Source organism: Promicromonospora sp. NPDC090134 (genome assembly GCF_044746965.1).
In the GTDB taxonomy this organism is placed as follows: domain Bacteria; phylum Actinomycetota; class Actinomycetes; order Actinomycetales; family Cellulomonadaceae; genus Promicromonospora.
Genome location: NZ_JBIVCZ010000006.1, coordinates 231328 through 242801 on the forward strand (window position 1 = coordinate 231328; position 11474 = coordinate 242801).

At 73.9% G+C, this 11474-nt stretch carries 12 protein-coding genes; 5 read left to right on the forward strand and 7 right to left on the reverse strand.

The window, feature by feature from the left end:
• Nucleotides 1–10: 10 nt before the first annotated feature.
• Nucleotides 11–964 (forward strand): helix-turn-helix transcriptional regulator, encoded by a 954-nt coding sequence (locus tag ACIPN7_RS17870; protein WP_400545001.1) that lies wholly within the window; start codon nucleotides 11–13, stop codon nucleotides 962–964.
• Nucleotides 965–981: 17 nt separating this feature from the next.
• Here ACIPN7_RS17870 and ACIPN7_RS17875 read toward each other — a convergent pair whose 3' ends face one another.
• From ACIPN7_RS17875 to otnK, 4 genes are all read right to left on the reverse strand, one after another.
• On the reverse strand, nucleotides 982–1782 hold the full coding sequence (locus tag ACIPN7_RS17875) for a CHAD domain-containing protein (RefSeq protein ID WP_400545004.1): 801 nt from the start codon (nucleotides 1780–1782) through the stop codon (nucleotides 982–984).
• A gap of 110 nt (nucleotides 1783–1892) precedes the next feature.
• Nucleotides 1893–2681, reverse strand: a complete 789-nt coding sequence (locus tag ACIPN7_RS17880) for a DeoR/GlpR family DNA-binding transcription regulator (protein ID WP_400545007.1) — start codon at nucleotides 2679–2681, stop codon at nucleotides 1893–1895.
• A 21-nt stretch (nucleotides 2682–2702) separates the two neighbouring features.
• Nucleotides 2703–3356, reverse strand: coding sequence for a class II aldolase/adducin family protein (locus ACIPN7_RS17885; RefSeq protein WP_400545010.1), 654 nt, complete (start codon nucleotides 3354–3356; stop codon nucleotides 2703–2705).
• On the reverse strand, nucleotides 3353–4606 hold the full coding sequence (gene otnK, locus ACIPN7_RS17890; RefSeq protein ID WP_400545013.1) for a 3-oxo-tetronate kinase: 1254 nt from the start codon (nucleotides 4604–4606) through the stop codon (nucleotides 3353–3355). The genes ACIPN7_RS17885 and otnK overlap by 4 nt, the downstream gene beginning before the upstream one ends.
• A gap of 120 nt (nucleotides 4607–4726) precedes the next feature.
• Here otnK and ACIPN7_RS17895 point away from each other — a divergent pair, with 120 nt between their 5' ends.
• Nucleotides 4727–6157 (forward strand): homoserine dehydrogenase, encoded by a 1431-nt coding sequence (locus ACIPN7_RS17895; RefSeq protein WP_400545016.1) that lies wholly within the window; start codon nucleotides 4727–4729, stop codon nucleotides 6155–6157.
• Between the two features lie 52 nt (nucleotides 6158–6209).
• Nucleotides 6210–7559, forward strand: coding sequence for an SLC13 family permease (locus tag ACIPN7_RS17900; RefSeq protein WP_400545019.1), 1350 nt, complete (start codon nucleotides 6210–6212; stop codon nucleotides 7557–7559).
• 20 nt (nucleotides 7560–7579) lie between these two features.
• Here the strand turns inward: ACIPN7_RS17900 and ACIPN7_RS17905 are convergent, their stop codons facing one another.
• Together ACIPN7_RS17905 and ACIPN7_RS17910 are read right to left on the reverse strand one after the other, a co-directional pair.
• On the reverse strand, nucleotides 7580–8374 hold the full coding sequence (locus ACIPN7_RS17905) for an SDR family NAD(P)-dependent oxidoreductase (RefSeq protein WP_400545022.1): 795 nt from the start codon (nucleotides 8372–8374) through the stop codon (nucleotides 7580–7582).
• Between the two features lie 121 nt (nucleotides 8375–8495).
• Complete coding sequence (locus tag ACIPN7_RS17910; protein ID WP_400545025.1) at nucleotides 8496–9857, reverse strand: zf-HC2 domain-containing protein; 1362 nt, start codon at nucleotides 9855–9857, stop codon at nucleotides 8496–8498.
• Between the two features lie 155 nt (nucleotides 9858–10012).
• On the opposite strand from ACIPN7_RS17910, the gene ACIPN7_RS17915 reads away from it, so the two are divergent.
• Both ACIPN7_RS17915 and ACIPN7_RS17920 read left to right on the forward strand, forming a co-directional pair.
• Entirely contained in the window at nucleotides 10013–10372 is a 360-nt protein-coding gene (locus ACIPN7_RS17915) for a nuclear transport factor 2 family protein (RefSeq protein ID WP_400545028.1), read from the forward strand.
• 5 nt (nucleotides 10373–10377) lie between these two features.
• Nucleotides 10378–10890 (forward strand): MarR family winged helix-turn-helix transcriptional regulator, encoded by a 513-nt coding sequence (locus ACIPN7_RS17920; protein WP_400545031.1) that lies wholly within the window; start codon nucleotides 10378–10380, stop codon nucleotides 10888–10890.
• Nucleotides 10891–10916: 26 nt separating this feature from the next.
• On the opposite strand, the gene ACIPN7_RS17925 is transcribed toward ACIPN7_RS17920, so the two are convergent.
• A complete protein-coding gene (locus ACIPN7_RS17925; RefSeq protein WP_400545034.1) occupies nucleotides 10917–11429 on the reverse strand; it encodes a DinB family protein in 513 nt (170 codons plus the stop codon).
• Between the last annotated feature and the right edge of the window lie 45 nt (nucleotides 11430–11474).

Below are 11474 nucleotides of genomic sequence, written 5' to 3' on the forward strand. Positions count from 1 at the left end.
GCCTGCAGGGGTGCCGTCCGAGACCAGCCCCACCGCCCGCGCGCTGCGCGCCCTGGAGATCCTGCAGACCCGCCCGGGCACGACGGCGGAGGAGCTCGGCGCGCGGCTGGGTGTCACGGAGCGGGCCGCCCGCCGGTACGTCGAGATCCTCCGCGAGGCGGACATCCCCGTCACCTCGACCCGGGGGCCGCACGGCGGCTACCGCCTCGGGCGCGGTACCCGGCTCCCGCCGGTCACGTTCACGCAGACCGAGGCGCTCGGCCTGGTCATGGCGGTGCTCGACAGCCATCCGGAGGCCGACGACCTCGTTGACACCGCGCTCGGCAAGGTCATCCGCGCGCTGCCCGAGGACGTCGGCCGGCAGGCCGCCACCCTGCGCGAGCACGCCTCGGCTGCCCCGGACCGGTACGCGGCCCGCCCCGACACGGCCGTGACCAGCGAGCTCGTCGCCGCCGTCGCCGCCCGACGGCGCGTGCTGGTCACCTACCGCGGCGAGTCCGGCAGCGAGTGGGTCGCCGAGGTGGACCCCTGGGCCGTCGTCGTGCGCTACGGGCGCTGGTACCTGCTGTGCCACTCGCACCGGGCCGACGCCGTCCGCACGTACCGCGTGGACCGTGTGCTCGCCGTCGAGCACACCGACCGGCCCTCCGAGCCGCCCGCCGACCTCGACCCCGTCGCGGCGCTGGAGGAGCACCTCGGCACCGGCTGGCAGTTCACCACGCGCGTCGTGTTCGACGCCCCGCTCGCCGACGTCGCGCCCTGGGTCGGCGCGCAGATGGGTCGCCTCGAGGCGGCGGGTGAGGAGCGGTGCGTGCTGACCGGCACCACCCGCAACCCCGCGATGTACGCGCAGGAGTGGCTGGCGAGCGTGCCGTTCGCCTTCCGGGTCGAGGACGGCCCGGAGCTGCGGGCGGCGGTCGCGACGCTCGCGGAGCGGCTGGCGGCGGCGGTCCGGGACTCGTAGCACCTGCGGCCCCCTGGTCAGTGGCGGGCCCGGCGCTCCAGGTCGCCCAGCGTGGCCGGGAGGTCCGCCAGGGCGGACAGGGCGCGGCCCTGGCACAGGTCCACGACGTCGTCGTACGCGCGGGCGTCGTCCGTGTACGAGCGGGCGTGGTCGCGGACGTGCTCGGCGAGGAGCAGCGCGTCGCGGTGGTCGCCCAGCACGGACTGGATCCGGTGGCCGACGGCGCCCAGGTCCTTGGTCCTGCCGCCCAGCAGCCCGACCGGCTCGCGGGTGACGGCGTCGCAGGTGTGCCGCAGCCTCCGCGCCGCCTTGCGCAGCTCGTGGGCGGTCTCGGGGTCCGCGAGCCGGGGCGCGGCGTCGAGGGTGCGCCCCGCCTGCCGCCGCACGGTCCGGCGGGCGGCCTTCCTGGCCTGCTGCGCCGCCCGGTCGCCGAGCCGGGGCAGGGCCGCCCACTCGGCCAGCCGCCGGTCCAGGTCGCGATTGCGCTCCGACCGGATCCAGCGCACCGCCTCCGCGTGGGCGTGCAGATGGGCCGCCCGCAGCGGGTCGACCAGCGCGGAGCGGGTGTCGTCGTCCAGGCCCGCGGCGTCGGACGCCGCGGCGGCCTGCTGCGCCCGGACCTCCAGGTCGCGTGCCTTGCCCAGCACGTCGCCGAGCTCCTTGAGCCGGGACCGGAGCTCGGCCGCGGCGTCCCGGTCGAGGTACCTGCGGAACGCGGCCAGCACGTTGCGCAGGCGCCGTACCGAGGTGCGCAGCCGGTGCACGGCGTCGGGCTCGTCGGCCAGCGCCGCGGGGACGTCGTCGCGGATCTTGCGCACCAGGTCGCCGACCGCGAGGGTCAGCAGCTCGCCCGCGGTCCCAGGCGTGGAGGTGTTGACAGCGATCCGGCCAGGTTACCGCGCCCGGCCCGGCGTCACCTCGGGCGGGGTCAGGCGAGTGGAGCCCGGACGACGTCGACGCCCAGGGCCTCGATCCGCTCGGCGTCCGCGTCGTCGAGGGCCAGGTCGCAGACCACCGTGTCGAGCTCGTCCAGCGCCAGCACCCGGTACTTGGCGTAGCTCCCGAACTTGCCGCTGTCGGCGAGCAGCACCGTCGTGGTCGCCGAGGCCATGGCCGCGCGCTTCGCCTCGATCTTGGCCTCGACCGGCGTGGTGACGCCGTGGCGCGCGTCCCACGAGCTCGACGACAGGAACGCGATGTCCAGCGACAGCTCCGCCAGGGTCAGGGCGGCGAGCCGCCCGATCGTCGACTGGTTGTCGGGGTCCACCCGCCCGCCCACGCTGATGAGGTCCACGCTGGGGTGGTCGAGGAACGCGAGCACGGTGCTGAGGTCGTTCGAGACCACGGTGAGCCCGGTGCGCTCCTCCAGGAACGGGCGCATCGCCTGCACCGTGGTGCCGGCGTCGAGGTAGAGCGTCATCGAGTCGGTGACCATCTCGGCCGCGGCGCGGGCGATCGCGGTCTTCTGCGCGAGCCCGGTCACCGCCTTCTCGGCGCGCCGGGGCTCGTTCAGCAGCCGGGTCACCAGGGTGGCGCCGCCCTGCGTCGCGCGCACCCGGCCCTGCTCGGCGAGCAGCGCCACGTCCCGGCGCGCGGTCATCTGGCTGATGCCGAGCAGCTCGGTGATCTGCCGGTAGCTGAGCACCTGCTCCGTACGCAGGTGCCGCAGGATCTGCTGCCTGCGCTGCTCCGGGATCAGCGCCGTCGTCTTCGCCATCATCGCCTCCTGCGCGTCAGTCTAGGGTTCCGGAGTCCATGGGCTGCCCCACCGGTCGGCCAGCTCGCGGATGCGTCCGGGCGCCAGCTCGCGGCGCTCCGAACCCGCCGTGAGCAGCGCGATCCGGCACGCCTCCTCCAGCTCCGTGGCGCGGTCGACCGCCTCGTCCAGGCTCGCCCCGGCGACGACGGCGCCGTGGTTGGCGAGCAGCGCGGCGCGCAGCGGCCACGGCGCGGCCAGCAGGTCGTCGCCCAGCGCCGGGTCGCCGGGATGGCGGTAGGGGAGCAGGGGCGCCTGGCCCACCCGCATCACGAAGTAGGGCGTGAGCGGCGGCACCGCGTTGTGGGCGGCCCACGGCGCGAGGCAGGCCAGCGCCACGGCGTGCGGCGAGTGCACGTGCACCACCGCGCGGTAGCCGTCCTCGCGGCGGTAGAAGGCGGTGTGCAGCGGGGTCTCCTTGGAGAACCGCGCGCCGCCCAGATGCGTGCCGTCGAGCGAGACCTCCGCGATCCCGTCGGGCGTCAGCCGGCCGAGCGAGGTGCCCGTGCCGCTGATCAGGATGCGGTCGCCGTCGCGGACGCTCACGTTGCCGCTGCTGCCGGGGCTCAGGCCCGCCTCGACGAGCTGACGGCCGGCCTCGATCAGCGCGGCCACGGGGCCGGTCGCGCCGCTCATGCCAGCACCTCCCACGCCTGGGTGAACAGGTCCTCGGCACCGAAGTTGCCGCTCTTGAGCGCGAGCGCCACGGTCCGGCCGCGTCCGGCGTCCGGAGCGGCGTCGTCCACCGCGCCCGCCGCCCAGCAGACGCCGGGGGCCAGCTCCGGCCCGATGTGCAGCGCGCCCATGCCGAGCGCCCGCACCACGGCGCCGCTGCTCTCGCCCCCCGCGACGATCAGGGCAGTGACGAGCCCGCGCTCCACGAGCAGCCGGGCGACTCCGGCGAGCACCCGCTCGACCACCGGCGCCACCTCGACGCCGTCGAGGTGGGATCGCACGTCCGAACGTTCGCGCGCCGCGCATACCACCGGGTGCGAGTCCGGGGACTGCTCCTCGACCCAGGCGACCAGCTCGGCGATCGTGGCGTGCTCGTCGCCGACCGCCGCCGCGACGTCGATCAGCCGCACCGGCTGCGTCTGCGCCGCGTGGGCGATCTGGGCGAGCGTCGTCGCGGACACGCTGCCGCACAGCACGGCGCCGCGACCCGTCGCGGGAGCTGACCACAGGGCGTCGGGGAGCCGCGGCCCGGGGATGCCGAGCGCCAGGCCCGAGCCGCCCGAGACCAGGACGTCGCCGGCCGTGGCCGCACCGATGGTCACCAGGTCGTCGTCGGTGATCGCGTCGACCACCGTGTACCGGGCGGCCGAGGTGTCCAGGGCGCGCCGGACGGCGTCGGCCCCCTGGCGCACGGTTTCGAGGGCGACCTCGCCGACGTCGTGCGGCGTCTGCGGCCGCAGCAGGTCCGCGACGCGCGAGCGGGTCATGGGCGTGAGCGGGTGGTGCTGCATCGAGGAGTTCTCCAGCAGGTCGGTGCCCACGAAGAGGTGCCCCTGGTAGACCGTGCGCCCGTTGGCGGGCAGCGACGGCGCGACGACGGCGCGGTCCGTGCCCACGGCGTCCGCCACGGCGTCGAGGACCGGCCCGATGTTGCCCTCGTCGGTCGAGTCGAACGTGGAGCAGTACTTGACGTAGAAGCGGTCGGCGCCCCACGAGCGCAGGCGGGTCACCGCGTCGAGCGAGGCGGTGACGGCCTCGGCGCGCGGCGCGGTGCGCGTCTTGAGCGCGACCACCACGGCGTCGACCTCGGCGAGCTGGGCGGGCGAGAGCGTGCCGTCCTCGATCACCACGGAGACGCGGTGACCGGACGTGCGCAGCATGGTCGCGAGGTCGGTGGCGCCGGTGAAGTCGTCGGCGATGGATCCGAGCATGCTCAGATCTTCTCACACCGTGTGAGTATTTGATGCGAAGTTGGACGATGTTAGAAACTGTGGCACAGTTGCCGCCAGCCCGCTCGAACGCCGAGCGGGTGCACGACGATCGGAACAACGGTGATCCTCAATCACGCCTCCCGGACGCGAGCCCCGCTCCGCGTCGCCCTGACGGGTGCGAACGGCGGCTACGGGCGCACGTTCCTGGCGCAGCTCGCGCTGACGCCCGAGATCCGCCCGGCGGTGCTGGTCGACCCCGACGTCGCCGGCGTGCGCCGCATGCTCGACGAGCTGGGCTACCCGGCCGAGCATGTCGCCGAGTCGGCCGACGCGGCCACCACGGCCGCCCTGGTCGAGCAGGACCGCATCGTGCTGGTGGCCTCGGCCGACGCCCTGGACTGGGCCGGCATCGACGTCCTGGTCGAGGCCTGCGGCCGCGTCGCGGCCGGCTTCGGCTACGCCGCGGCGGCCCTGGAGCACGGCACGCACGTGGTCATGGTGAGCAAGGAGGTCGACACCGTCGTGGGCGCCGACCTCGGTGCGCGCGCCGCCACGAGGGGCCTCAGCTACCTGCCCGGCGACGGCGACCAGCCCGCCAACCTGCTGCGCCTGGTCGACTGGGTGAGCGCCGTGGGCCTCGACATCGTGGCGATCGGCAAGTCCGGCGAGTACGACCTGGAGCTCGACCCCGCCACCGGCCGCGTCACGCAGGCCGGCGTCACGGTCGACGCCCCGGCGCTGGTCGACCTGCTGGAGCTGGGCGACGACGTCGCGGGCACCCTGGCCCGCCGCGCCGACGCCGTCCGCGGCCTCAAGCGGGCCGCCGCCGCCGACTCGTGCGAGATGACCGTGGTCGCCACCCGCACCGGCACGAGCGCCGACGTCGAGGCTATGCACTACCCCGTGGCCCGCATCGCGGAGCTCGCCGACATCTACGCCGCCCGCGAGGACGGCGGCATCCTGGAGCACGACGGCGTCGTCGACGTCTTCTCGGCGCTCCGGCTGCCGGGCGAGGCGAGCTTCGCCGGGGGCGTGTTCGCCGTGGTGCGGACCGGCGACCCGGTCACCTGGGAGCTGCTGCGCGGCAAGGGCCACGTGATCAGCCGCGACGGGAAGTACGCCTGCATCTACTGGCCGTACCACTACATGGGCGTCGAGACGCCGCTCACGGTGCACGCCGCCGTGGACCGGGTGCCGGCCCTGCGGCCGCGCTGGACCACGCTGCTCGCCGCCCGCGCCGCCGAGGACCTGGCGGCCGGCACGACGCTGCGCGTCGAGGGCCACCACCACGAGATCGCCGGGGTCGCCCCCGTGATGATCGACCCGGCCGAGGGTGTCGCCCCCGACGCCATCGCCCCTTACTACCTGCTCGACGGCGCGCGCCTCGCGCGTCCGGTCGCCGCGGGCACCCTGATCGGCCTGGCCGACGTCGAGGGGGTCGACGAGCCCGCGCTGGCCGCGTACCTGGCGGGCACCGCCGACACCACGGGCGCCGCCGACACCACCACCGCCGGGACCACCGGCACCACCACGAACGGAGACGATCGATGACGATTCTCGCCCCGTGCACGCAGGCCGCACGCTCACGCAAGGAGCTGACGGCATGACCGCCGAGATCGTCGCCCTGATCGGGCTCGCGCTCGTCTTCGGGATCTCCGCGCTGCGGAACGTCCACATGGGCGCGCTCGCGCTGGTGGCCGCCTTCGTGGTGGGCATCGGAGTGGTGGGGGAGGGGCTCGACGACGTGCTCGGCGGGTTCCCCGTCGACGCGCTGATCATCCTGGTGGGCATCACCTACCTGTTCGGCATCGCGCGCGAGACCGGCACCATCGACTGGCTCGTGGACCGCTCGCTCGGGCTGATCGGTGACCGCGTGGCGCTGCTGCCGTGGGGCCTGTGGCTCATCGCCACCGGCGTGGCCTGCCTCGGCACGTCGCACGCCGCGTTCGCCGTGGTGCCGATCGCCATGAGCCTGGCGGCGACCCACCGCATCAGCTCCACCATGATGGGCATCGCGATGAGCTCCGCCATCGTCGGTGGTGCGCTCGCGCCCACCAGCATCGTGGGCATCACCGTGCAGACCGTCGCCTCCAGCGCGGACATCCCCTACGACGCAGGCCTGATGTTCGGTCTGTCCGTCGGCGTCAACGCCCTGGTCGTGCTCGCGGCCTTCTTCCTGTTCGGCGGGCGCGAGCTGATCCAGCGCACGCGGCTGGCCCGCTCGACGTCGGACGGCGGCGCGGGCGGTGGCGCCGGCGGGTCCGGCGGCGCGGCGGGCGGTTCCGGCGGCGGCGTCGCCACGCTGGAGCGCACGGAGATCAAGGCACCAGCGAAGATCACGGCGATGCAGGTGCTCGTGATCGTCTCGATCCTGGTGCTGATCGGCGGGTTCTTCCTGCTCACCACACTCGACGTCGACATCAACCTCGGCGTGGTCGCGCTGACCATCGCGGTGATCCTCGCGCTCGTGGACCCCGGCGTCGGACGCCGCGGGATCTCGCGGATCGACTGGAGCACCATCCTGCTGCTCGGCGGCATCATCACGTACGTCGAGGTGCTCACGCGGCTCGGCGCGATCGACCAGCTCGGCGAGGCCGCGCGGTCGGTCAGCGAGCCGCTCGTCGCGGCGCTCGTGCTGTGCATCGTGGCGGGCCTGGTCTCGGCGTTCGCGTCGACCATCGGCATCATCGGTGCGCTCATCCCTCTCGCCGTGCCGCTGCTCGTGCCCGGCGGCGGCCTGGAGACGACCGGGTTCATCTACGCCCTGGCGATCTCCGCCTCGCTGGTCGACTGCGCGCCGTTCGGCACCACCGGCGCGACGATCGTCGCCTCGACGGTGGAGCGCGATCGGCCGACGGTGAACCGGAACCTCACCATCTGGGGCCTGTCGATGGTGATCATCGGCCCGGTCGTCACGCTGCTGACGATGGTCGTGCCCTTCCTCTGGGCCTGACCCCCGTCAGGGACAGCACCTCAGGGCAGGATCGAGTCCACGTAGCCGCCGTCCACCCGGACGGCGGCTCCCGTGGTCGCGGAGGCGAGCGGCGAGCTGAGGTAGGCGACCATGTTCGCGATCTCCTCCGGCTCGATGAGCCGCTGGAGCAGGGACTGCGGGCGGTACAGCCGCATGAACACCCGCTGCGCCTCCTCCCAGGGCAGGGTCTCGTCCACGAGCTCGTAGACGAAGTTCTCGACGCCGCCGGTGTGGGTGGGGCCGGCGATGACGGAGTTGACCGTCACGCCGGTGCCCGCCGCCTCCTTCGCGAAGCCGCGGGAGACGCCCAGCAGCGCCGTCTTCGAGACGCCGTAGTGGATCATCTCGGCCGGGATCACGATGGCCGAGTCGCTGGCGATGTTCAGCACCCGTCCCCAGCCGCGCGCCGTCATGCCGGGCAGCGTCTCGCGGATCAGGCGGACGGCTGCCAGCACGTTGACCTCGAAGTACCGGCGCCACTGGTCGTCGTCGATCTCCAGGGGCGGCACGCTGCCGAAGATGCCCAGGTTGTTGACCAGCACGTCGATGTCGCCCACGGCCGCGAGCACCTGCGCGGCCCCCGCCGCGTCGGTGACGTCGCCGGTCGCCGCGACGAGCTCGCGGTCCGCCGACTCCTCCCGCAGCTCGTCGATCGAGGCGACGACGCCGTCGGGGCGGCGTCCGTTGATCGCCACCCGGGCGCCCGCGTCGGCGAGCGTCGCGGCGATCGCCCGTCCGATGCCCTGGGTCGAGCCGGTCACCAGCGCGGTCCTGCCGGTCAGATCGATGCGCATCTTTCCCCTTGCTCTCTCGTCTGCTCTGTTGCCCGGCCCCGTCCAGCTCACCCAGCCTGAACTATCCGGCTGAGCCCGCAAACGCAGGCTCCAGCCGAACGAGATCCTGCTCCGGCAACGCTCAGTCGTCGGTGCGGGACCAGCGGTCCCAGAGCCACAGGAGGAAGACGAGCAGCAGGAACGCGGGGACGCCCGCTACCCCGAGCCGGGCGAACCAGCTCGTCATCTCGGTGCCGAGGCCCGGTCGCGACCCGTCGGCACTGCTTGGTCCGTCACCGCCGTCCGCGCCGCCGCCCGTGTCGGACGTGCCGTCCCGGGCGTCGCCGGTGCCGTCGGGGGAGCCGGATCCCGCGGCGTTGCCCGGCTCCCCGGACGTGTCAACGGGGATCCCGAGGTCGGTGAGCCAGCCCGACACCGTGCTCGCAAGGTCCTCGCTCGATCCGTCGGCGCTGCCAGGATCCGCACCGCTGCCGTCCGCACCGCCGACGTCCGCGCCCTCGCTGGCAGGGGAGCCGCTTCCGGAGCGGGCGCCCCCGGCGCCGCCTGCTCCGGCATCACCCGCACCCGGGTTCGCGGCCGACTCGGCGGCCGGGGGGTCGTCGGGCTGGTTGGCCGCCATCGCCGCGGCACCGCCGCCGATCGCGAGCGCGGCCAGCACACCGGCCACGATCGCGGCCTCCTTCTTGCCGAACGCCGGCTTCGGGGCGCCCGCGGCCCCTGCCGCCCCCGCGCCGGCCCCCGCCGCGCCGGCCACCGCGGCACCCAGCGCACCCGTGGCCGCGGCGCCGGCGACGAGGTGCTGTCCCAGGTCACGGAGCATCCAGGACACCTCGCGCACGTCGATGAACGCGCGCGTGCACTCGGCACAGCCGTCCATGTGCGCCTCGACCCGGGCACGGCGCCGGGGGAGCAGCCGCTCCTTGAGGTAGTCGTGCATGGCGGCACGGGTGGTGCGGCACTCGGGTTCGTTGACCTCCTGGGCGTGCGCGGCGGCGAACGCGCCGGCGAGGCGTTCCTCGGCCCGCCGCAGCCGCATGGTCACGGCGTGCGGACGCACCCCGAGGTCGCCGGCGATGTCGGCGACGGCCAGGTCACGGACGTGCCTGTCCAGCAAGATCTTGCGGTCGTCGTCGGCCAGGTCGGACAGCGCCGAGCGGAGCATCGAGACGTCCACCTCGCGCTCCGCGTCCAGCTCGGCACCGGCGACCGGGGGTGTCAGCGCCGCGAGGGTGTCGTCCTCGACCGGGCGGGCGCGGCCGGCCTCGCGGGTCATGGAGATGGCCTCGTTGACCGCGGCCCTGCGCCAGTACGGGGCCGGGTCCTCGATCGTCCTGCCGGTGGAGACGATCCGGACCATCTTCTCCAAGGCGCGGCTGGTGGCCTCCTCGGCGTCGATGCCGGGTACGCGCGCCGCGACGGAACGCACGACGTTGGGCCGGTGCAGCACCCAGTCGTCGATCTGCAGCGCGCGTGCGGCAGTCATACCGGCCGATCCCCTCCCGTTCGGGGACCATTCCACCGAGGTCGGGCACCGGCCGCGCGACGAACCGCAGAATGTGCGTCAACGCACGATCGGCTTGACGAGCGGCGTGCGGGCACCTAGTTTGAGTGAAACTTCACGTAAATCTGGAGGGTGTCATGTCGGACCCGAGTCTCGAGAAGCTGATGCGCGCCAACCTGCTGGAGGTCTTCGGCGAGCGCGACGCCGCTCGCCGGGCGGAGGCGATCCGCCGGACGTACACCCAGGACGTGGTCTTCGCCGACGCGGAGGGCCAGGTCGAGGGGCACGAGGCGCTCGACGCCAAGGTGCGGGAGATCCTCGACGGGGCGCCGGGGTTCGTGTTCCGGCCGGACGGGGACTTCTACCAGGTGCAGGACCTGGGCTACCTGGCGTGGGCGCTCGGGCCGGAGGGCGCGCCGCCAGTGGTCCGCGGCACGGACATGGGCTTCGTCCGCGACGGGCTCCTCGCGAAGGTCTACACCGTCCTGTTCCGCTGAACCGCATGGGTCGGTACGACGTCCCCCCGGAGTCGCCCCTCGCGTTCCTCGACGACGATCAAGTGCGCGCCTGGTACGCCTTCATGAAGGTCCACCTGCGCCTGCGGTACGAGATGAACCACCAGCTTCAGGCCGACGCCGACGTCTCCCTGGCGGACTACGACGTCCTGGTCGCGCTCACCAGCGAGGAGGACGGCAGGATGACGGTCTCCGACCTGGCCACGCGCATCGGTGCCGAACGGAGCCGGGTGTCCCACCAGGTGCTGCGCATGGCCCGCCGGACGCTGGTCGAGGTCACCCCGAACGTGCGGGACCGCCGGGCGAAGGACGTCACCCTCACCGCTGAGGGCCGTGCCCTGCTCGCCCGGGCCTCGCCGGGGCACATCGCATTCGTGCGCTCCGTCTTCCTCGACGCGCTCTCAGGCGCGCAGACCCGGCAGCTCGCGAGCGCGTTCGAGAGCATCTACGACCAGCTGATCGCGCACGGGACGCTCCCGCGCCCCGCGGATCATCCCTGAGCGGCCGCCGGAGGAGCGGGAGGGGTTCAGCGCCGCCGCAGCACGAGGCCGCGCACGTACGACGCCTGACCCGCGTGCTGCAGGTCGTCGTTCACGACGCTGACCAGCCGGACACCGAGCGTGACCGGCGGGTCCCACCGCGTGTCGACGACGCGGTCGAGGTCGTCGTCGGACAGCGTGCCCAGGTAGCGCACGGTCCGGTCGTGCACGGCGTCGTGGTACGCCGTGAGCAGGTCGCCGGAGGGGACGCGGACCGCGGCGACCTGGTCGGCGTCGTGCCGGTAGCCGGTCTCCTCCGCCGGGAAGGGCAGCCCGAACCGGCGGTCCCAGCCGTCGTCCGACCAGATCTGGCTGGTGCCGGCGGCGTCGGCGACGTGGTCGTCCTGGACCCGGGTCAGGTGCCAGACGAGCCACGCGACGGAGTTGGACCCGTCGTCGGGCCGGAAGGCGAGCTCGTCCGCGGTCAGTCCCCGGACCGCGCCGCGCACCGTCTCCTTGATCCGGCCGAACGCGTCCACCAGCAGATCCGTACCCCGCATCGTTCCCCCTCAGGCCTCGACGTCGCGTTGCGGTGCCACGATGCC